The sequence below is a fragment of the Paenibacillus sp. DMB20 genome (assembly GCF_000987955.1).
Classification (GTDB): domain Bacteria; phylum Bacillota; class Bacilli; order Paenibacillales; family Paenibacillaceae; genus Paenibacillus_AQ.
In genome coordinates this window covers 58673-81025 of the sequence record NZ_LAZU01000022.1, presented here as the reverse complement: position 1 = coordinate 81025, position 22353 = coordinate 58673, and the positions used below count along the sequence as shown (strand labels likewise).

Annotated in this window: 14 protein-coding genes, 7 pseudogenes and 1 other annotated feature; of the genes and pseudogenes, 16 read left to right on the top strand and 5 right to left on the bottom strand. The window is 53.4% G+C overall.

Annotated elements, in window-relative coordinates; all coding sequences use genetic code 11:
• Positions 1-498 precede the first annotated feature (498 nt).
• The 4 genes and pseudogenes from trpS to XI25_RS10125 all read right to left on the bottom strand — a co-directional run bounded on the left by trpS (position 499) and on the right by XI25_RS10125 (position 4746).
• A complete protein-coding gene (gene trpS, locus XI25_RS10140) occupies positions 499-1485 on the bottom strand; it encodes a tryptophan--tRNA ligase (RefSeq protein ID WP_046678486.1) in 987 nt (328 codons plus the stop codon).
• A 58-nt stretch (positions 1486-1543) separates the two neighbouring features.
• Positions 1544-1828 (bottom strand) — a binding site (T-box leader).
• Positions 1829-1908: 80 nt separating this feature from the next.
• Positions 1909-2784, bottom strand: a pseudogene (locus XI25_RS10135) (SDR family oxidoreductase).
• On the bottom strand, positions 2781-3872 hold the full coding sequence (uxuA, locus tag XI25_RS10130; RefSeq protein ID WP_046678485.1) for a mannonate dehydratase: 1092 nt from the start codon (positions 3870-3872) through the stop codon (positions 2781-2783). Before uxuA ends, XI25_RS10135 begins: the two are co-directional and overlap by 4 nt.
• A gap of 193 nt (positions 3873-4065) precedes the next feature.
• A complete protein-coding gene (locus tag XI25_RS10125; RefSeq protein WP_046678484.1) occupies positions 4066-4746 on the bottom strand; it encodes a GntR family transcriptional regulator in 681 nt (226 codons plus the stop codon).
• 90 nt (positions 4747-4836) lie between these two features.
• On the opposite strand from XI25_RS10125, the gene uxaC reads away from it, so the two are divergent.
• The 6 genes and pseudogenes from uxaC to XI25_RS10095 all read left to right on the top strand — a co-directional run bounded on the left by uxaC (position 4837) and on the right by XI25_RS10095 (position 10732).
• Positions 4837-6243 carry a glucuronate isomerase gene (gene uxaC, locus XI25_RS10120; RefSeq protein WP_046678483.1) on the top strand — a complete coding sequence of 469 codons (1407 nt, stop codon included), beginning with the start codon at positions 4837-4839 and terminating at the stop codon, positions 6241-6243.
• Between the two features lie 174 nt (positions 6244-6417).
• A complete protein-coding gene (locus tag XI25_RS10115) occupies positions 6418-6663 on the top strand; it encodes a glutaredoxin family protein (RefSeq protein ID WP_046678482.1) in 246 nt (81 codons plus the stop codon).
• Positions 6664-6784: 121 nt separating this feature from the next.
• Positions 6785-7109 (top strand): annotated as a pseudogene (locus XI25_RS10110) (metal-sensitive transcriptional regulator).
• 269 nt (positions 7110-7378) lie between these two features.
• Positions 7379-7580, top strand: a pseudogene (locus XI25_RS10105) (copper ion binding protein).
• 41 nt (positions 7581-7621) lie between these two features.
• Positions 7622-10063 (top strand): annotated as a pseudogene (locus tag XI25_RS10100) (heavy metal translocating P-type ATPase).
• 30 nt (positions 10064-10093) lie between these two features.
• Positions 10094-10732: a nitrite reductase gene (locus XI25_RS10095; protein WP_046678481.1), complete on the top strand. Its 639-nt coding sequence runs from the start codon at positions 10094-10096 to the stop codon at positions 10730-10732.
• 192 nt (positions 10733-10924) lie between these two features.
• On the opposite strand, the pseudogene XI25_RS10090 reads toward XI25_RS10095, so the two are convergent.
• Positions 10925-11910 (bottom strand): annotated as a pseudogene (locus XI25_RS10090) (LLM class flavin-dependent oxidoreductase).
• 433 nt (positions 11911-12343) lie between these two features.
• On the opposite strand from XI25_RS10090, the gene XI25_RS10085 reads away from it, so the two are divergent.
• The 10 genes and pseudogenes from XI25_RS10085 to XI25_RS10050 all read left to right on the top strand — a co-directional run bounded on the left by XI25_RS10085 (position 12344) and on the right by XI25_RS10050 (position 22193).
• Entirely contained in the window at positions 12344-13294 is a 951-nt protein-coding gene (locus tag XI25_RS10085; RefSeq protein ID WP_052759554.1) for a carbohydrate ABC transporter permease, read from the top strand.
• A complete protein-coding gene (locus XI25_RS10080; RefSeq protein WP_046678480.1) occupies positions 13295-14110 on the top strand; it encodes a carbohydrate ABC transporter permease in 816 nt (271 codons plus the stop codon).
• Positions 14111-14169: 59 nt separating this feature from the next.
• A pseudogene (locus XI25_RS36195) lies at positions 14170-15285 on the top strand (glycoside hydrolase family 65 protein); the annotation flags it as partial.
• 82 nt (positions 15286-15367) lie between these two features.
• Positions 15368-15667, top strand: a pseudogene (locus tag XI25_RS36190) (glycoside hydrolase family 65 protein); the annotation flags it as partial.
• 112 nt (positions 15668-15779) lie between these two features.
• The gene (locus XI25_RS36185) at positions 15780-16532 is read left to right on the top strand and encodes a glycosyl hydrolase family 65 protein (protein WP_327204757.1); all 753 of its coding nucleotides are present in this window, start codon (positions 15780-15782) and stop codon (positions 16530-16532) included.
• Complete coding sequence (pgmB, locus tag XI25_RS10070; protein ID WP_200901408.1) at positions 16525-17208, top strand: beta-phosphoglucomutase; 684 nt, start codon at positions 16525-16527, stop codon at positions 17206-17208. The genes XI25_RS36185 and pgmB overlap by 8 nt, the downstream gene beginning before the upstream one ends.
• 205 nt (positions 17209-17413) lie before the next feature.
• Complete coding sequence (locus XI25_RS10065) at positions 17414-19204, top strand: sensor histidine kinase (RefSeq protein ID WP_046678478.1); 1791 nt, start codon at positions 17414-17416, stop codon at positions 19202-19204.
• 2 nt (positions 19205-19206) lie between these two features.
• Positions 19207-20256, top strand: coding sequence for a response regulator (locus XI25_RS10060; RefSeq protein ID WP_046678477.1), 1050 nt, complete (start codon positions 19207-19209; stop codon positions 20254-20256).
• A complete protein-coding gene (locus XI25_RS31265; protein WP_052759553.1) occupies positions 20189-20812 on the top strand; it encodes a helix-turn-helix domain-containing protein in 624 nt (207 codons plus the stop codon). Before XI25_RS10060 ends, XI25_RS31265 begins: the two co-directional genes overlap by 68 nt.
• A gap of 112 nt (positions 20813-20924) precedes the next feature.
• The gene (locus tag XI25_RS10050; protein ID WP_046678476.1) at positions 20925-22193 is read left to right on the top strand and encodes an ABC transporter substrate-binding protein; all 1269 of its coding nucleotides are present in this window, start codon (positions 20925-20927) and stop codon (positions 22191-22193) included.
• The last annotated feature ends 160 nt before the right edge of the window (positions 22194-22353 follow it).

The following is a 22353-nucleotide window of genomic DNA, read 5'->3' as shown; positions in this document are numbered from 1 at the left end:
CAGCTGGTTTGAGTAAATAAGCCATCAGGCATGGCTCTAACGGACACAGAATCCGTTATTATCTCTAAAGCGCGAATCTCGCTCCCTAACGGAATAGGTTCCGTTAAAGTGTGTTTCTGGGGGGAATGAGGCTAAAATGCTTAAGTAACGGATCTGAGGTCCGTTAGAATTTTAAAATGGCCATGAGAGCTCGAATAACGGAACTGGAGTCCGTTAGAAATTCAATAGGGTCCGGCATGGGTTTTGTCCGTTAGAGTGTATGTTTTTCAACATCAGCTCGAGGCATTCCATGAAACTTTATCCGCCTTTCTTTCGCGGGAGTCTAGGCAAACTTGAACCCATATTCCCGGACGAACGCAAAAAAAAACGAGCCTGAAAGCGATGCTTCGGCTCGTTTTTGTTCGAGCTGCTCTGTTGTTAACAGCGGGTAATTAGACCGGATTTGGCCCGATTTGGCGGTTATAATCGTACTTCGTTTCCGTCTAGTGGGCAACGTCCTTAAAACGTTACAAAGCCCATCGCGCGTTTGGCGGCGAGAAGCGTTTTATTGGCGGCTTCGGCGGCACGGTCGGCTCCGTCTTTCAAGATGTTATCCAGCTCTTCGGAGTTAACGATCTCATGGTACGTTTTCTGGATCGGCTCGAGCTTGGCGATGACGACTTCAGCCAGATCCTTTTTGAACGAGCCATAGCCTTGGCCTTCATAGCGCTTCTCGATCGTCCCGATGGAATCGCCCGAAAATACGGAATAAATTTCAATCAGATTGCTGACCGCAGGCTTGGCTTCCCAGTCATAACGGACGTTCATTTCGGAGTCCGTTACGGCTCTGGAGAACTTTTTGCGGATGGCGGCCGGCTCATCGAGGAGCAGCACGTAGCTGTTTTGATTCGGGTTGCTTTTGCTCATTTTGCGGGACGGATCGTCCAGGCCCATGATGCGCGCCCCGGTATCCTGGATGATGGGCTCAGGCAGCGTGAAGGTATGGCCGAACTTGTTGTTGAAGCGCGTGGCCAGGTCCCTTGTCAACTCAACATGCTGTTTTTGGTCATCCCCCACAGGCACATGGGTAGCCTGATAGAGCAGGATATCCGCCGCCATCAGCACCGGATAGGTGAACAGGGCAGAGCTGACCGTCTCCTTGCCTTCGGATTTGTCCTTAAACTGCGTCATCCGGCTGAGCTCGCCGAAATGGGCTTGCGTCTCGAGCAGCCATCCCAGCTCGGCGTGAGCGGATACCTGGGACTGCAGGAAAATGACCGCCTTCTTTGGATCGACGCCTGCGGCAATGTAGAGAGCCGCGATGTCGCGGGAGCGCTGGTACAGCTCCTTCGGATCCTGATACACCGTTACGGCATGCAGATCGGGGATGAAGAAAAAGCATTCGTAGTCATGCTGCTGAGCGACGTATTGGCTTAATGCGCCGCTGTATCCTCCGATGTTCAAATCTCCGCTGGGCTTGATGCCCGACAACATTCTTTTGTTCATAGGGTTTATCCTCCTTAGGGTTGATGAAAAAGAAAAATAAAAAACACTCCGCCCCTTGTCCAGGGACGAAGTGTTAAACTCCGCGGTACCACCACTTTTCGGCCGCAAACGGGCCGCACTTTAACATGACGGGAACCACTTCCGGCAAAACCGGGGATTCCGATCACTTCTCCCATGGTAACGGGGGAGGGCCGTCAAAGCCTACTGCTCTTGCCGCTGCAAAAGGTTCGGTTTGAAGCGAAGGGACCCATTCACATACCTCATTGTGCCGGGCCTTTCACCTGCCGCCGGCTCGCTTGGACAATGGTTCAGTATGCTACTATTTTCCCTTCCTGGCTTTTCAGTATAGAGGTGTGTATATCGTTCTCATTAAGATGCCATATTTTCGGTCAAAGGTCAAGCGGGCTCCCAACCATTCTGCGCCTAAACGCCGGAGTAGGCCATAAAACCGCCGTCCACCGGCACGACCGTACCGGTGACGAAGCCGGATGTCTGGCTGTCCACCAGCCAGAGCACCGTGCCGAGCAGATCTTCCGGCACGCCGAACCGGCGCATCGGCGTGTGGGAAATGATTTTGCGGGAGCGGTCGGTCAGGGAGCCGTCCTCGCGCGTCAGCAGGTTGCGGTTCTGCTCCGTCAGGAAAAAGCCCGGTGCAATGGCGTTGACCCGGATGCCGGCTTCGGCCAGATGAACGGCCATCCACTGCGTAAAGTTGTTGACCGCCGCTTTCGCCGCGCTGTATGCCGGAACTTTGGTCAGCGGGGACGGCGCGCTCATGGACGAAACGTTCAGGACGGCGGCACCGGGACGGCCGACCATATTTTTGGCGAATACCTGCGTCGGAATGAGGGTCCCGACAAAATTCAGATCCAGCACGCTGCGGAAACCGGGGGACGCTAAGATCGAAAAAAGGTGGTCACGTCCGGCTCCCCGGCATCTTCCGCCCGGAAGATTTCGTGGGTCGTATTCGCGTCTTTATGGTTGCCGCCCGCGCCGTTGATCAGGATGTCGCACGGGCCGAAGCGCACGCGGACCGCTTCCTCGGCGCGACGTACGCTGTCCGAGTCCGTCACGTCGCAGGCCGCGGCCATGGCCTGCCCCCCCCGCGGCCGCAATTTCATCGGCCACGATTTGGCCTTTTTCCACCGTGCGGTTCAGCACCGCAACCTTGACGCCCTGGCGTCCGAGCTCCAGGGCCATCGCGCGGCACAGCACGCCGGAGCCGCCCGTCACTACGGCGACTTTCCCTTCGAGCGCATCATGCTTCGGTAGTCGTGGTGTCTGGGGGTGGGCGCTCATAAAACCGCCTCCTTTTGAGCGCTAACCGTACGAGCCCGCTCCAGGGAGTCCCACACGCCCCATAGATACATAATGCCGAGCGCGCGGTCATAGAGACCGTAACCCGGGCGGCACTCTTCGCCCCAAATATGGCGGCCGTGGTCAGGCCGGCAGTAGCCGGTAAAGCCGTTGTCATGATAGGCCTTCACAATGCCGGCAATATCCACGGTGCCGTCTTGCGTCCGGTGCGAGGTTTCAATAAAGTCGCCGTTCTCGAAGACCCGCACGTTGCGGATATGGGTGAACGGAATCCGGTCATGAAACTCATGGATCATCCGGATGATGTCGTTGTCCGGATTGGCGCCGAGAGAGCCGCTGCACAGCGTGATGCTGTTTGCGGGACCGTCGTACAGTTTCAAGAAGCGGCGGATGTTGTCCCGGCCCGTGATGATACGGGGCAAACCGAAGATCGGCCATGGCGGATCGTCCGGATGAATGGCCATCCGTATGCCGTTCTTCTCCGCAGCCGGAACGACGGCACTCAGGAAGTACTCCAGGTTGTCCCACAAATCCTCTTCCGTCACATTCTTGTACGCCTCGAACAGGGAGCCCAGATGCGCCAGGCGTTCAGGCTCCCAGCCGGGCATCGTCAGCGCGCTGTTGGCCGTAATGTCCCGTACCAGTTCCATCGGATCGATGCCGTGAATTTTGGCCTTCTCGAAAAACAGTGCCGTTGAACCGTCTTCCGTTGCCTTGTGCAGGTCTGTCCGGGCCCAATCGAACACAGGCATAAAGTTGTAACAGATGACTTTCACGCCGACCTGCGCCAGCTTCTCAATGGTGCGGATATAGTTTTGTATGTACAGATCGCGTGACGGAAGGCCAAGCTTGATGTCCTCGTGCACGTTTACGCTTTCAACCACGTCCAGATGAAGCCCGTAACGATCGGCCTGGTCGCGAACTTCCAGAATCTTATCCATCGGCCACTCTTCGCCGGCCGGGATGTCGTGCAATGCCCACACAATGCCCTCCACGCCGGGAATTTGTCTGATCTGATCCAGCGATACCGTGTCATTGCCTTCGCCGAACCAGCGAAATACCATACGCATGATTCCACCGCCTTATAGGTTTAATGGCTAAGCTAAAAAAAGTCAGGTTGTCAGCACTGGGAAGGTTGGATGATCCAGGGGGAAGGAGGGGGAACCGCCCTGGAGCGAAACTGCCTGAATTAGGATTACCCCAATTGGATGGAAGCCCCGAACTCAGGATTGCCTTGACTGCATGGAACGGCCTCTAAAAAGATTACTTGAAATAATCAGGGTGTCTCTTTTGTAGCACGGACAGATTGGATATGATCAGGCTCAGATGCTCCTTCATGACGCGTTCCGCATAATCCTCATCGTGCCGGCGAACGGCATCGGCCATTTCCCGATGCTGCTCGTAAAGGTGGCTCCAATGCGGGTCCGCCGACAGCCACAACACCCGGCTCCGGTTCAGGTGGGCGTTCATCTGCTGGATGATGTTCCAGGTACCCTGTTTGCGGCAGCCCTCGAATAAAATGCGGTGAAACGCTTCGTCCAGCTCGAACATTTCTTTGCCGTCATGCCGCTCAATGCTCTCTTTCTGCCGCGCCAGATTATCCTCCAGTTCGGCCAGCTTGTCGTCGGGGAACTGTTGACAGGCGAGCCGGATGACGGCTTTTTCCAGCTGCTCCCGCATAAAGCGGGCCTCCTCGACCAGCTCGGGATCGATAAGGGACACGCGGGTTCCCCGCTGCGGCAGCACGATCAGCAGACCCTCCTGGGCCAGGCGTACAAAGCTCTCCCTTACCGGCGTCCGGCTGACGTTAAAAGCAAGCGACATCTCTTTCTCGGACAGTGTCGTTCCGGGTGGAAGCTCAAGCCGGACGATCTGCTGCTTTAGCCTGGAGTACACGGCGTTTCCGGCTGATCCGGGGTGCATTTGCTGAGAAATATCTTCCATGGAATCTCCTCCTGTCATTCCATACTACCACACTTGTATGGTAGTATGGTAGTAATTATTGCCATTCCATAAGGATACGGAGGGTTTACCATGAATCGTTTTGATACGGAGTCCCTGCTGCTCAATTCCAAAAGCGCCCGCAAGCTTTATGTTGATTATGCCGCCGAAATGCCCATTTTCGATTACCATAACCATCTGAGTCCCCGGGATATTGCGGATAACCGTCAATTCAAGAACCTGGCCGAGATTTGGCTAGAGGGCGACCATTACAAATGGAGAGCGCTTCGCTGGTTGGGCGTGGACGAGAAGTGGATCACGGGGGATGCCCCGGATAAGGAAAAATTCATGGCGTGGGCCAAACAGGTGCCCCGCATGGCCGGAAACCCGCTGTATCACTGGACCCATCTGGAACTGGCACGTTACTTCGGGATTCATGAACGGTTGACCGAGGATAACGCGGAGGACGTATGGAACCGCTGCAACGAACAGCTGCAGGAAGGCTCAATGCGCGCGGCGGGCATCTTGGAGAAGTTTAAGGTGAAGGTGGCTTGCACGACCGATGATCCTGCCGACGACCTCCAGGACCATGCGGATATCCGGCGCAATAAAGACATCGGTACGGTCGTGGCGCCCGCCTTCCGCCCGGACCGCGTACTCGATCTGACGAACGCCGGATTTGCCGGCTATGTGCGGGATCTGGGGAAAGCCGCAGGCGCTCCCGTTGAGAGCTACCAGGACCTGATGGAGGCTTTGAAGAAACGTATCGATTATTTTCACGATTCGGGATGCCGGTTGTCCGATCACGGCTTTGGCGCGTTTCCGTATGAAGCCGCTACGGAAAAGGAAGCGTCGGATATTTACCTCAAAGCTTTGGACGGAGAAACCGTTACGGTGGAGGAAGAACGGAAATACCGAACCTTTACGCTCCTTGCCTTGGGACGGCTGTACCGGGCCAAAGACTGGGCGATGCAGCTGCATATCGGGGCCATCCGCAACAATAATGCAAGAATGTTTGCCAAGCTGGGCAAAGATTCAGGGTATGATTCCATTCTGGATTTCCACCTGGCTTCCGCGCTGAACGCATTCTTGAGCGAGCTGGACCGTACGAACGAACTGCCGAGGACGATTGTTTACAGCCTGTATCCCGCCCAGTATGACCTGATTGCAACGACCATCGGCAACTTTCAATCCTCCGAGATGGAAGGCAAGCTCCAGCTCGGCTCGGCCTGGTGGTTCCATGACCAGAAAGAAGGCATGCTGCAGCAGCTGAAATCCTTGTCCACGATAGGCCTGATCAGCACATTTGTCGGCATGCTGACCGACTCCCGCAGTTTCATGTCGTTTCCGCGGCATGAATATTTCCGACGAATCCTGTGCCGCCTGTTCGGAGAATGGATCAAGGAGGGAGATTTGCCGGCCGACTACGACTACATCGGCGGCATCATTCAGGATATATGTTACCGGAACGCTGAACGGTATTTTAAGATTAGGCAGTAAAACATATAATGGTTTGCTCCTTCGGTCTTAAAAGAGAAACCAATTCTTTCCCCACAAGGAAAGAAACCAAGAGGTAACGTATGCTTTTAGCATAACAGTAGATAGGGTAGGGGGCTATATGATATAATGAGTTTGTAACGGGTTTTTCATTATTCCTAAAAGGAGGCTACCCTCATGAACAAACCCAAGGTGGAAGTATATACGACGCCGACCTGTGAGGACTGCAGAAATTTCAAAAAGTTTTTGAAAGAGCATGACATTCCCTATACAGACTATAACATCGCAGATGAACCGAAGTATGCGGACCAGCTCCGCGATCGTTCGGGTAAAAACCTGGTGCCGACGATTTATATCAACGGCCAGGCCTATTTCGGATTTGTGTTCAACCGGCCGGAGATTGAAAGACTGCTTTTGGGTTAATCTATAGAATGTTTATTCTGCACAGCCTGCCGCTGGCCGAGCGCTTAGACGGATGATCTCTGTACGAATGGGAAGCCGCTGTTGTAAAATGTGAAGAATAGTAACGGGAGGGGAACATGAAATGACGATGGAAAACAGCCTGCACGAGTCTTGTGCGGTTCCGGGGGAACGCAAGAGCCACCACTCCGATAAAACCAAAAAACAACCTGATCAGCCGGCTGAACCGGATCGAAGGTCAAATTCGCGGCGTCAAAGGTCTCATCGAAAAAGATACGTATTGCGATGACGTGCTGAACCAGATTTCATCCATTCAGGCGGCTTTGAACGGGGTAAGTAAACTGTTGCTGGAGCATCATATGAAGAGCTGCGTCATTGAACGGATTCAGGAAGGCGATGAGGAAGTTATTTCCGAGCTTCTGGTCACCATGAATAAATTAATGAAATAACGTTTAAGTTAGATTCAAGGAATGTGTAAGTTTTCAGCTGAGGTAACGGTTTTTTAAAATCTTAATGATCTGCCACCCGGATTTACGGAGTGGCAGTATTATCTTTTGGAAAATCATAAATTTATTCGTTGACAAAATATAGGGTAGGGGGGTAAACTAAAAATCGTTAAAAGGTCGAAGCACTCGTCAAGGTAATCCATAATAACCCATTCGATAACGAATCTCCGCCGGCGGAGAAATTTAAATGATGAGATAAGGAGCGATGAAAGATGAAACAAGTAACATTGAAGGTAGAGGGCATGTCCTGCGGACACTGCGTCAATTCCATCGAAAAGGCGGTAAAGGAAATCGGGGCTACGGCTAAAGTAAGCCTGAGCGAAGGGACCGTCGCGGTAGAGTACGATGAAAACAAGCTGACCCTTGAAAGCATAAAAAGAAACGATTGAAGAGCAGGGCTACAACGTAATCTAAGCGCTTTTCCCCAAAAATGATGAAAACGAGGTGTGTAAGCCATGGGAGCCGTATCGGAACCACTCCATAAAGATTTGAGCAAAACAACCCTGCAGCTCACGGGCATGACCTGTGCGGCCTGCGCCAACCGGATCGAGAAAGGCCTGAACAAGCTGGAGGGCGTGCAGGAAGCGACCGTCAATTTTGCGCTGGAGAGAGCGTCGGTAACGTATGACCCGAAGATCATCACCGTACCGCAGATGGAAGATAAAATCGAGAAGCTCGGTTACGGAACCGCCAAGGAAACGGCCGATCTTGCGCTGACAGGCATGACCTGCGCGGCCTGCGCCGCCAAAATCGAAAAAGCCGTAGGCAAAATGCCGGGCGTGACGAGCTCGACGGTCAACTTTGCCATGGAGACGCTACGCGTGGAGTACAATCCGGGCGAAGTTGGCATACCGGATATCCAGCAGCGGATCGAGAAGCTAGGGTATCAGGCCATATCGAAGGAGGAGCAAAAAGATCCGGCGGAACATCGGGAGCAGGCGATCCGAAAGCAAAAGGCGAAGCTGGTCATCTCGGCGCTGCTGTCGCTTCCGCTGCTTTGGTCCATGGTCAGCCACTTCTCCTTTACCTCCTGGATTTGGATGCCGGAGCTGTTCATGAACCCATGGTTCCAGCTCATCCTGGCCACACCGGTACAGTTTTATATCGGCAAGCAGTTCTATGTGGGGGCTTACAAAGCTCTCCGAAATAAGAGTGCCAACATGGACGTATTGGTGTCCCTGGGGACCTCGGCCGCATATTTTTACAGCTTGTATCTGACGATCGATTGGGCCATGGCAGGAGCGAACGCGCATCACGGACCATCGATGTACTATGAAACCAGTGCGATCCTGATTACGCTCGTGCTGCTCGGCAAGCTGTTTGAATCCCTGGCCAAAGGCCGGACCTCGGAAGCGATCAAGACGCTGATGGGTCTGCAGGCCAAAACGGCTGTCGTGGTGAGGGACGGACAAGAATTGTCCATCCCGGTGGAACAGGTTCTCAAAGGCGATGTGGTCATCGTCAAGCCGGGCGAAAAAAATTCCGGTGGACGGCGAAGTGCTGGAAGGTACTTCGGCCGTAGATGAATCGATGCTGACCGGGGAGAGCATTCCGATTGAGAAAAAAGCGGGCGATATCGTCATTGGCGCAACGGTCAATAAAAACGGCCGATTGAAAATCAAAGCGACCAAAGTCGGCAGGGAGACCGCGCTCGCCCAAATCATTAAAGTCGTGGAGGAAGCTCAGGGCTCCAAAGCGCCGATCCAGCGGGTGGCCGACGTCATCTCGGGGATCTTTGTCCCGATTGTGGTGGGCATCGCTGTTCTGGCCTTCCTCGTTTGGTACTTCTGGGTGACGCCGGGCGATTTTGCCCAGTCGCTTGAGATCGCGATTGCCATCCTCGTCATCGCCTGCCCTTGTGCGCTTGGCCTTGCGACGCCGACCTCCATTATGGCGGGTTCCGGCCGCGCGGCGGAGCTGGGCGTCCTCTTTAAAGGCGGCGAGCATCTGGAATCGACGCATAAAATCGATACGATTATCCTCGACAAAACGGGAACGGTGACCAAAGGAAAGCCGGAGCTTACGGATGTCGAGGTTCAAGGAATCGATGAGCCGTTGTTTGAGCGCCTGGTAGGCGCGGCGGAGAAAAACTCCGAGCATCCGCTTGCGGAAGCGATCGTTGCGGGCATTACCGGAAAAGGCGTTGTCCTTCCGGACGCCCACGACTTTGAAGCCATTCCCGGCTACGGCATTCGGGCTGTCGTGGAAGGCCATAGCGTACTGGTTGGAACTCGGAAGCTTATGAGTCAGTACAGCATATCGATCGGTGAGGCGGATACCCGGATGTCCCAGCTGGAGACCGAAGGCAAAACGGCGATGCTGGCCGCCGTTGACGGACAATATGCAGGTTTGGTGGCGGTTGCCGATACGATCAAGGAAACCTCAAGGGAAGCGGTAGCCCGGCTGAAAGGCATGGGCATCGAAGTGATCATGATAACCGGGGACAATGAGCGGACCGCACAGGCCATTGCCAAACAGGCCGGCATCGATCATGTCCGGGCTGAGGTTTTGCCGGAAGGCAAGGCGGAGGAAGTGAAAAAGCTGCAGCAGCAGGGCAAGAAAGTGGCGATGGTCGGAGACGGCATCAACGATGCGCCCGCACTCGCTATGGCTGACATCGGGATGGCGATCGGCACCGGTACGGACGTAGCCATGGAAGCAGCCGACGTGACGCTGATGAAAGGCGACTTGAACAGCATTCCGGATGCCATCTACATGAGCCGTAAAACGATGGCGAACATCCGCCAGAACCTGTTCTGGGCGCTTGGATATAACTCGCTGGGCATACCGGTAGCGGCCATCGGCCTTCTTGCTCCGTGGGTAGCCGGCGCAGCATGGCACTCAGTTCGGTATCGGTTGTTCTGAACGCGCTTCGTCTGCAGCGCATGAAGGTATAACGGCAAGAACGTAAATGGGAGTGGGAAAGCATGGGGATAAAGAAGATCGCGGTGACGCCCGGCTTTGAAGTCGGCGGCACGCTGTTCCGGCCGGAACAACTCGCCGTGCTGGGCTCCGTCGCCGGGCCTGATGCGGAGATCGAAATGACCACCTTCAAGCAATTGTATGTGGCGATGGACGAGGAACGGATTCCCGAGGCAACCGAGCTTCTGCGACGGGCCGGACTGGAGGTGCATCCTTCCGGTTTCGTATCCAAAAGCCTGATTACCTGCAATTTTTGTAGAGGGGCCGAGGATGCCGGACTCGAAACCGCTCGACGGATTGACGCAGCGGTGGCGGACCATGAGGTGCCCAGTCCGCTCAAGATCGGATATGCCGGATGCGCCCTGGGAACCAGCGAGCCGCTGATGAAGGATATTGCCGTCGTCAAGATGAGGGATTCATTCGATATTTACATCGGAGGGGAATCCAAGGGCATCAAGGCCATCCTTGCCCGGCTGTTTCTGCAAAACGTGACGGAGGAGCAGCTCGTTCCGATCCTCCGGAAATTGATTGCCATCTATCAGGAGAACGGCAGGAAAAAAGAGAAGTACTCCCGCTTTGTTCAGCGGATGACGCTGGATAAGCTGCGGGAGATGGTCGCTCTGCCGGAAGAAAGCAGAGTCTGAAGCGCGAGTTCGGCACCGCCCTTTAAAAGGGCGGTTTTTTCATGTTTTATAGGGGATTTTGACCGATAACCGTGGACAGCGATTTGATGCTGTCATCCTGGCTCGCACAGGTTTTCGTTTTCCCATAACCTAAACAAGGCACACCCTGTTTCGCTGTATGCGAGGGGTGTGCCTTGTTGGATTCGCCGGGTTTTACGGCTTGACGATGTCGGCCAGCAGCTCATAGGAGCGCAGGCGCGCCCGATGGTCATGGATGGCGGAAGCACGATGATCTCGTCCGCCGCCGTAGCTTCGAGGAAGCCTTCGATCCGGGCCCGGACGGTGTCCGGGTTGCCGATGGCGGAGTAGCTTAGCGTACGGGCGACGATTGCTTTTTCCTGGGGCGACCAGAGCGGCTCCATGCTGTCGATCGGCGGCTGAAGCTGGCCGGTACGGCCGCGGATAATGTTCAGGAATTGCTGCTGGGCCGAGGTGGCGAGCCGCTGCGCCTCTTCGTCCGTGTCGGCGCAGATGACATTGATGCCGATCATGGCGTACGGCTTCTCCAACTCCCCCGACGGCCTGAAGTTGCTTCGGTACAGGTCCAGCGCCTGCAGCAGGTAGTCCGGGGCGAAATGGCTGGCGAAGGCGAACGGCAGACCGAGCTGTGCCGACAGCTGGGCGCTGAAGCCGCTGGAACCGAGCAGCCAGATCGGGATATCCAGCCCTTCGCCGGGCACCGCCCGGACCCTCATGGACGATCCGGACGTCGGGTGGAAGTAGTCCCGCAGCTCGGCGAGACGTTCCGGGAAGTCCTGGCCGTCGCTGCCGGGACCTCTGCGCAGGGCGCGGGAGGTCAGCTGATCCGAGCCGGGAGCGCGGCCGAGCCCGAGATCGATCCGACCGGGGAACAGCGATTCCAGCGTGCCGAATTGTTCGGCGATAACCAGCGGCGAATGGTTCGGCAGCATAATGCCGCCGGAGCCGATGCGCATCGTTTTGGTGCCGTTCGCGATATGGCCGATGACCACGGACGTCGCCGAGCTGGCGATGCCCGGCATGTTGTGATGCTCTGCCAGCCAATAGCGGTGATACCCCCAAGCTTCGGCATGTTGAGCCAGGTCCAGCGAGTTCCGGAGCGATTCGGCTGCCGTACTGCCGGCTGTGATCGGGGCAAGATCCAGGATGGAGAAAGGTATATGATGAAGCGTGTTGCCCGAGGTTTGCGTCGGGTTAGAGCGTTGATTCGTCAAGCTTGCCGCCTCCTTTAAGGAAAGGTGTGTTAATGTAATGCACTAACTATTATATACCTTGTCGTGTCATAACGAAAATTTAAGCTCTCAGATGTGTATGTAACGCGCTCGCAGCAGGATGCCTTCCGAAGGGTGTCGTATACTGGGCGCTCTCGGCGGCACGACTGGACTTGGGCGAATGGCGATATGTCTCGGCCGAGGTGCCGCAGGAAACCGTGTTCCCGATCCCGATCCGGAACATGGCCGGAGCTCCCCCAGACAATGTAAAAATCCTCGGAGTCTTGTAAATATCCTCTATTCCAGTAAATACGGCCTCTTTCTATGATGGAGTTACTATAAATATACGAACAAGGGGTTCGTAAGTGGAAGGAGTATCAACATGACGCCAAATTTAGAGACAAAGCGCTCCCTGTTACAACCTAAACGCGGCCTCGGCGCAAGACTGACCGTACTGGGAAATTCATCGACGTTTGTTGGCTACTTGTTTGTCGCCCCCATCCTGATTTTGATGGGAATCTGGTTTTACTATCCGCTGGTGCAATCTTTTATCTACAGCTTCCAGGATATCAGCTTCCTGAATCCGGACGCGGCCAAATTCATCGGCTTCAGCAACTATGCGGAAATTATCCGGGATAAGGATTTTTGGACGGCTTTGAGCCATTCCCTGCTGCTGACGGTCGTGGCGGTTCCGTTGCAGGCGATAATCGCCTTGGTCATTGCGGTCAACCTGAACAAGATCATGCGCCTTAAAGGCCTGTTCCGCACGCTGTATTACATGCCGTACATTACTTCAACGATTGCGGTTACCACCGTATTTATGTATTTGTTCATGCAGAATGACGGGATCGCAACCCAAGTGCTGACGTGGTTTGGATTCCCTGACGTATCCTGGTACGCCAACGTCAAATACGCGCTGCCGTTTTTGATGATTTTGACCATCTGGACCTATGTGGGCTTCTACATGGTGGTATACCTTGGAGGGCTGCAAACGATTCCTAACGATATTTACGAAGCCGGCGTCGTGGACGGAGCGAACGGCTGGCAGCAGTTCTGGAAGCTTACCGTGCCGATGCTGAAACCGGTGACCTTCCTGGTCGTCATGTCGGGGATCATCAACGTCATGCAGCTGTTTGACCAGCCTTATGCCTTGGCGAGAAACGGCTCGCTCGGAAGCCCGGCCGGCGCAACCAGCACGATTGTAACGTATTTCTACAGCCAGGCCTTCAGCTTTAACCGTTCCGGTTACGGCAGTGCGGCGGCATTTATCATTTTCGCCCTTATTATCGCGCTGTCCATGCTGCAAAAACGCTTTATTCGGGAGGAGATTTAGATGAAGCACAGCCGGAGAGCCCAAATTTTACGTTATGTGCTGCTGTTCGCGTTTTCCGTTTTCTTCATCGTGCCTTTTGGCTACGCGATCTATACGTCAGTCCTGTCCAAATCGGACATCGGCCATCTGGTGCTGCCGAGCAAATGGACGTTAGAAAACTACCGCGATATCTTCGACAATTCGGATATCCTCGTGTGGTATAAAAACTCGATCATCGTAACGTTCGGCATATTGATCGGCAACCTGATTGTCAATACGATGGCTGCTTATTCCCTGGCCCGACTGAACTACCGCGGAAGAGGCGTGGTTTTCTTCCTGGTCATCGGGATGATGATGGTGCCGTATCAAGTCATGATCATTCCGATTTTCTCCATGATCGTGGACCTGAAGTGGCTAAACAGCTATCAGGGTCTCATTATTCCGTTCCTGTTTCAGGGCTTCCTCGTCTTCCTGATGCGCCAGTTCTTCTTGACCGTACCGAAGGAGCTTGAAGAGGCGGCCGAGGTGGACGGCCTGAACAAAATCGGCATTTTCTACCGGATCATGCTTCCGCTTTCCAAAGGGGCGCTCGGCACTCAGGTCATTTTCAGCTTTACGGGTACGTGGAACTCCTTCGTATGGCCGGTGACATTGGTGAACGACAGCCGCTGGTACGTGATGACGGTAGGCCTGAACACGCTCAAGAACCGTTATTTTGAATGGCCGAACCTTACGATGACGGGCGTTGTCCTCTTGACGGTGCCGATCATCATCGTCTTCCTGCTGTTCCAGCGGCACATGGTGCAGGGCATTGCCACAACGGGGCTTAAGGGTTAACGGTCTATCGAATCAACGAATCAAGGATATGAACGCATATTCGGACAGGGGGATTCACGGTGATTGAATATAAAGGGAACGACGCACTGCGCGACGGATGGGTGATTGCGGAAACGGCGTTTGACGCCAGGCATTTGGCGAAGTTCGAGACGATTTTCAGCCAAGGGAACGGCTATCTCGGGCTGAGAGCCGCCACGGAGGAGCCCTATCCCGGGGAGCGCCGCAATTTGTTTGTGGCGGGAACGTTCAACCGTTTTGCGGGCCGGGAAGTCACGGAGCTGCCGAATGCGGCGGATATGGTACAGCTGGATATTCACCTGAACGGCAAACCGTTCCATTTGGAAAAAGGGAAGATTCACAGCTACCGCCGTGAGCTGGATTTGCGTCAAGGCGAGGTCCGGCGCGACATCCTCTGGGAGGATGAGTCCGGCGACCGGTTCAAGTTGGTTTTTCGCCGGTTTGTATCGCTTCACGACCGCCATCTGATGGGCATGCGGGTGGAAATCACCCCGCTGTCCAATGCCGCTGACATTTCCATCCGTTCCGGCATCAACGGGCAGATGACCAACTCAGGCGCACAACATTTTATCGAAGGGGAACGGCGGGTGTTCGACAAGGAACTGCTCCAGCTTACAGCCACGACTTCGGAATCGAATATCGAATTTGTGCACGCCTGTGCCCATCAGCTCTATGAGGGAGGCAAACGCCTTCCGGCTGCGCCGGCTCCAAGCATGGACCGCCGAAGGGTCACGCTCACCTATAAGCTGAAAGCGGAAGCCGGAAAATGCATTGCGCTGGACAAAATTGCGTCGGTGCATACAAGCATCGATACCGAGCGTCTGGACCGGACAGCCGATCATCAGGCTTTGATGGAATCGGCCCGCGAAGATCTCGTTGAGGCTGCGGGCAGAGGCTTTGACGAGCTTTACGCCGAGAACGAGCAAGCCTGGAAAAAGGCATGGGACAACGCGAACATCGAGATCAAGAGCCGCGATGCTTTTGACCAGCTGGCGATCCGTTTTGCGCAGTACCATTTGATTCTGATGACGCCTGCCCATGACAGCCGCTTCTCCGTGGGAGCCAAAGGTTTGACGGGAGAGGGATACAAGGGACACGTGTTCTGGGACACGGAAATTTTCATACTGCCGTACTTCCTGTATACGGATCCGAAGACTGCGCGCAATCTGGTGAAGTACCGCTACCACACCTTGAACGGCGCCAGAAAAAAAAGCGCTGGAGAACGGCTGCCGCGGGGCGATGTACCCTTGGGAATCCGCAGCGACCGGCGAGGAGGAGACTCCCGAATGGGGACCCGTGGATGTGGTTGCCGGGACGCCGACCTATATTTGGACGGGCAAAATCGAGCAGCATATCACGGCCGACGTGGCCTACGGCGTATGGCATTATTACCAGGCTACCGGCGATCAGGAATACATGGACCGGTACGGTTACGAAATCATTTTCGAGACGGCCACCTTCTGGGCAAGCCGGTTGGAGTGGAGCGGCAAGGACGGAAAATATCATATTACCGACGTGATCGGACCGGACGAATACAAGGAGCACGTCTCCAACAATGCATTCACCAACTACATGGCTTACTGGAACATGAAAAAAAGCGATCGATTGCGCCCGCAAGCTAATGGAAGAGCGAAACGGTGTTTACTTGCCTTTGGACGGTCAGTTGGGTCTGGCCGAGCGAATGAGGGAATGGGAGGAAAAATCCAAGCTCATCTATTTGCCGCAGCCGGATCAAGACTCGCTCATCATCCCGCAGGACGATACGTATTTGACCAAGCAAGTCATCGATTTGGATAAATACCGCAAGCAGGAGCAGGTGGCCTCCATTTTGGCCGACTACAGCATGACCCAACTCAGCGACATCCAGGTTTCGAAACAGGCGGATATTCTGGTCTTGTTCTATTTGCTCGAGGATTGGTTCTCCCAAGAGACGAAAGCGGCAAACTGGCACTATTACGAGCCGAAAACGCTGCACGACTCTTCGCTCAGCTTGTCCACGCACAGCATGCTGGCCAGCGACGTGAACGAGCTAGAATTGGCTTACGAGATGTTTGCCAAGGCGGCCCGCATCGATCTTGGCCGGAACATGCACAGCTGCGATGAAGGCATCCACTCCGCTTCGATCGGCGGCATCTGGAAAGCAGCCGTCATGGGCTTTGGCGGGGTCCGTTCATGGGAAGGCACGCTTCGCCTGAATCCGAAGCTGCCGAAGGCCTGGGAACGCTTGTCCTTCCCGCTGGCGTGGAAGGGAGAGCGCCTGCAGGTGACCGTTACCCCTGGGAAGCTGGAAGTAGAGCGCCTGTCCTCAAGAACGGACGAGCTTGCTATACTTATCCATGGACGGGAATACTTGCTGAAGGATCGAATCGTCACAGAATTGAAGGAGGTCGATCAGCGTGAGTAAGGAAGAACAGGCACTTCAAGCCGTGATTTTTGACTTGGACGGGGTCATTACCGATACGGCGAAATATCATTATGAGGCATGGAAGCAGCTTGCAGAGGAGTTGGGCATTCCCTTTGACCGCGAGTTTAACGAGCAATTGAAAGGGATCGATCGCATGGCATCCCTGGAGAAAATACTCGGTCAGCTGCCGGACGGGGGCACAAGCTTTACCCTGGAACATAAGCAGGAGCTCACCGCCCGGAAAAACGGGAACTACCAACAGCTGATTCAAGCCGTGGACGAATCCGAGATTCTGCCCGGCATCCTGGAATTGTTCCATGAGCTCAAGCAGGCGGGAGTTCCGATCGGACTGGCTTCGGCCAGCCGGAATGCCGAAACCTTGCTGCGGCAGCTGAAGGTGGAGTCTTATTTTGACGCGGTCGTGGACCCCGCGAGCGTGGCTCGGGGAAAACCTGCCCCGGATATTTTCCTGAGAGCGGCGGAAGAGCTGGGAGCAGATCCCCGTTATTGCGTCGGCGTGGAGGATGCCGAGGCCGGCGTTCAAGCCATCAAAAGTGCGGGAATGTTTGCGGTAGGCGTTGGGGACGCGGAGATTTTGTCGAACGCGGACTACGTCGTTCCGGATACGTCGAAACTTTCCTTGGCCGTGATACGGCAGCATGTGGCTGCCCGTTGACCCTGTAACTGAATAGATAAATCCTCAAAAAGCTATGTAAGCTGAGCCTATTTCGAAGCACCGGTTTCAGCTTACATCGTTTTGTTTAAGCACGGTCAGTCATCATAGGATCGCATCGATGAAGTTTTTGTTATTGAAGCCATATTAAGATATGGCATAAGATTAATCCGTCATAATACGACATTAATCTACAGGGAGGTCTCTCATGCGGAAGTGGAGACGGTTTAGGGATCGAAATATACGGCAAAAGCTGTTTTTGACTTATACGCTGCTCATGATTGTTCCTCTCGTGGTGATTAGTATTTATTTTTACATCTATGCCATGTCCGTTTTCGAGTCCCGTATCGTGAAATCGTTTCACGAGACGAATCAGCAGATGGTCTCCACTGCGGACTCGTTTATAAGCAATATGATCAAGTCGTCGGAGCAGCCGTTTTATGATGAACGGCTGATTCAAATTTTGGCGAAGGATTATTCTGCCGTAACCTATGAGACGTTTGAAAAGAGCATAGACTATCGCTACATAAGTGACAGCGTTTTCAAAAATTTGATGACGTTTAATCCGGATATCGATTCCATTCTGATTTACCCTGTAAACAGTTCGTTGATCTATCGCAGGGGTTACGATACGACCTTCAACTATAAATATAGCCCGGTGAACGAACCATGGTACCGGGACATTGTGAATAATGCGGAAAGGCCGATTTTGACCGGCTTGCACGAAGAGAAGCAGATGTATGCCAAGCCCCGCTCCATGCTGTCCGTGGGCCGCATATTGGTGGATGCAGGCACTTATCGGAAGCTGGGGGTGCTGCTTGTCAATTTTCGGGTGGAGAAGCTGGAGAAGCTGTTCAGCGGGCTGGACGACAAACAGGATGTCAACCGGTTTATCGTGGACGAGAAAGGGATGGTGGTGTTCAGTTCGAACCCGGATATGATCGGGCAGCGGTACGGCGAAGTCGCGGCCAATATGAAGCTGGACGGCAACAACTACTATGTCGTTCACCATGAATCCGGCGTGTCCGGCTGGCAGTTTTACAGTATTGTTCACCGCGACAAGCTGCTGGAGGAAATTAACCAAATTCGAAATTTTTCCGTCATGCTGCTCCTGCTGCTGATCATGCTCGGTTTCGTTACGGCCTTTCTTGTATCCGGTAGCATATCCAATCCGATTCGGAGACTCAATCGGCTGATGCGCAAGGTGGAAAAGGGACATTTCGATGTTGTGGCCGAGCAGGACAGCATGGATGAAGTGGGGCATTTGTCGCGCACCTTTAACCGGATGACTGCCGAAATCAAGGAATTGATAGAACAGATCAAGCTGGAAGAGAAGAAGAAACGGAGTGCGGAGCTGAATGCCCTGCAGAATCAGATCAACCCCCATTTTATTTATAACACGCTCTCCGTGATCAAGTGGATGTCACAGGCCCAAATGGCGGACAACATTACGGAAGCCATCGACGATATGATCAAGGTTTTGTCTTTTTCCACGCGCAACACACGCGAATTCGTGTCTGTTGAGGAAGAAACAGCTTTTATACGCAGTTATCTCGAACTCTTACAGCTTCGCTATTTTAACGTGTTTGATTTTGAGATCGATGTGGATCCCGGCGTTCTCGGATGCCGGACGCTAAAATTCATGGTGCAGCCATTCGTGGAGAATGCGGTATTTCACGGCTTTGCCGGAGATACCCGCCAGTACAAATTGATTATTCGCGCGGCGAGAGAAGGCGGCGATGTTCAATTTACGATTTCGGATAACGGGATGGGAATGCCCGAGGAACGGCTGGGCGAGCTTTTGCAGCAGGAAATGTCGGACGCGCAAACGATAAATTCCATTGGCGTGGGCAATGTCTCCCGAAGATTAAAGCTTCATTTTGGAGAAAAGTATGGGGTAGCCATAGACAGCCGGGAAGGAGAAGGGACAACCGTACGCATCTTGATTCCGGCCATGGAGCATCAACCGGACCACGCCGGAGAGAGGAGAGAGAGATAGGCATGAAAATCATGATTGTGGACGACGAGTCCTTTATCCGCATGAATTTTAAGACATTCGTGGACTGGAAGTCGCATGGCTATTATCTGGTAGGCGAAGCCGCAAACGGAAAAGAAGCGTTGGAGAAAATGGACGAGCTTCGCCCGGATGTCGTTTTTTTGGATATCCGGATGCCATTGATGGATGGGCTTGAGGTTCTCCGGCAGCTCCGGCATGACAATCATCCCTGCAAAGTGATTATACTCAGCAGCCATAATGAGTTTGAGTATGCACGGGAAGCGCTTAGACTTGGGGCGTGCGATTATATCCATAAGCCGAATTTGACCCAATCTGCCGTATTCGAAGCGCTGGAGCGCGTCCGTGAGCAGTTAAGCCATGTGCCCGGGGGCAATCAGCTTGTTCCGCTGCAGCAAAGTTTGGAGAAAAACCGGAATGATTTGAAAACGCTTTTTCTGCGTGATTTGGTCATCGGCGTCATCCGTCACGAGTGGGAAATCGAGCAGAAGACCAAGCTGTTCGATTTGAAGATCAGGCAGCCGAATGTTTGCTGTATCGTTATGTTTATCGATCAGTACGAGAAGGTCAAGGAACGCTACAACAACGGGATGGAGCATTTGCTCGGATTCTCGATCATGAACATTTTGCATGAGGTGCTGCAGCGATACAGCGAGCTGGAGCTGTTTCAGATGAGCCCGAAAGAGCTCGTTTTTATAAAAACGTACTCGAGCATCAGAAGCATGAACGAGATTCTGGAAGAGCGCTGGGGGCTCGTCCGAAAAATCGAAAAGACGCTGAAACAGTTTTTGAACATACAGGTCAGTTTCCTGATCAGTGGGCTGCATGCCCGTCTGCTGGACATTCCGAGAGCCTATCATGAAGCCCAGGAATCGGTTGAAAAGCTGTTTTACGAGGATCGCGGGAACGTAGTCGTCTATCAACCGGACAGCAGGAAAGAAGCAAATGACAAGGCATGGCTGGCCCTGGTTGAACAGCGTTTCCGCAAGGAAATGGACGAAAAAAAACATCGCCGAAGCCATCTCCATCGTCCATGAGATGTTTGCCGCGATCAAGGAGAAAAGGTCGGTCGGGCGCCATGCCACGCTCGAAACGTGCGTCAATCTGCATTGCCTGATTCAGTCTCATATGAAGGAAGACAGCGGGGAGGAAGACAACACCGGGATGAAGGAAATCATGGCCGCCGAACGGTTGGAGCATCTTCACCTGCTACTGGTCCGCGAGCTGGAGAGCCTGCAGGAGAGTTATACCGAAGACGCCACTTCCACGAACTACAAGATCAAGCGGGTCATTGATTATATTCACCAGAATTATCATCAAGATTTGACGCTCCAAGAGCTAGCCGGTTATGTGGGTCTGAACAACAGCTATCTGAGCCGTATTTTCAAAGAGCAAACCGGCTCCATGCTCATTCCGTACATCAACCGTTACCGCGTTAAAAAGTCGCTGGAGCTGCTGAAAGAAGGAAAACTGAAAACGTACGAGATTGCGGAGAAGGTTGGCTTTAACAGCATTGACAACTACTATATCAGTTTTAAGAAGATGTACGGCCTTCCGCCGAACGAATACCGAAAGACGGTCATGGGAAAGTAAAAAATCACAAAGATATGTAAAGATCCTCTGTTTGCTCCCGCATGGCGCCTAGCTAAGATGAAGGTAACACCAAATACGGTGAATTCTCTTCGATTAAAAGGGGTAGAGACAAATGAGAAAGAAGGCAGTCATGTTATTGTGCTCCCTATTGCTGGTGCTTACCGCAGCAGGGTGCGGATCCAAATCCGATTCCGGAGATTCGGGCAAGAGCGCTTCCGACAGTGTCGGAACACCGGCAAAACAGGAAACGGTCGAAGTCACGATGGCGTATTGGGCCAATGCGTCCGAGCAGAAAAACTTCGAATTCATGGTTGACGGCCTTGAGAAGGAATATCCGAACATCAAAGTCAAAATGCAAATGTATCCGACAAGCGACGAGTTCTGGAAAGCGGTTCCATCGGCGATTGCGGCAGGCGTGGGTCCCGACATCATCGCGATGTCCGATGAAGGAAACTACGAATATATCAAAAAAGGCGTGCTTGCTCCACTGGACGATCTGATCGGTACAACAGGTTTTGAGAAGGACCGCATTACCGCATCGCTGTACAAAGGCTGGACGGATGACAACAAGCTTTACGGCATTCCTTACGATTCTTCCACTTCCATGCTGGCGATCAACAAAGCGATGTTCGAAAAATCCGGCATTACGAAGCACCCGGAAACGATGGAAGAGGTCGTTGAGCTGGCTAAAGCCATGTCCAAGGACGGCGTCAAAGGCATTATCGGCAGCATCGATCCGTTCCACATCACGCAGTATGTTCACGCTTTCGGCGGGGACTGGGGCTTCGGAAAAACGATCAACTCCAAAGAAAATATTGCAGGCGTGCAGTTCTTTGTCGATCTGTTCCTGAAAAATCAGGTTGCCATTGCTCCGATCGAAGTAGGGGCTCCTTGGGACGGAGAAGTATTCAGCCAGGAAAAAGGCGCGATGTCTACAGCCGGTCCTTGGTATGTAGGCCATCTGAAAGAAGCCAACCCAAACATGGAAATGATCGCACTGCCTATGCCAAAAGGCACGGTAGAAGCACAAAGCGCTTATTCCCACGGCTTGTCCATTCTGGCAGGCAGCAAGCACAAAGAAGAAGCCATGCAGGTAATCAAGTATGCTCTGCGTGACGAAGCGCAATTAAACGCGATTGAGGCGGTCGGCTATTCGCCTGCGGTATCCTCCCTGCTTCCCAAATACCTGGAGAAGAACCCTGAATTGAAACCGGTATTCGACAACATGGAAAAAGTCGGCATGCCGTTTGCATATCCGGAACAAACCAAGGCGTTCCATGCGGATTTGCTTAAAGGCGTAGAGGAAATCATCTTCAAGAAAGACGGATTGACGGTCGAACAATTGCTGAATGACCTCCAAAGCAAGTACGGAGAAAACTAATGATTAACGGTTGGACTTTGCCATAACCAAGGTCCAGCCCTTTTTTAAAACAGCAGAAAAAGCGTCAAAATGCTTGGTTCTCGCATTCTGATCTCAATGGAAACGCCGTTTGCAAACGGTCTTTATTCTTAGGGATACGTCGATAGGCGGCGTTGTTCTC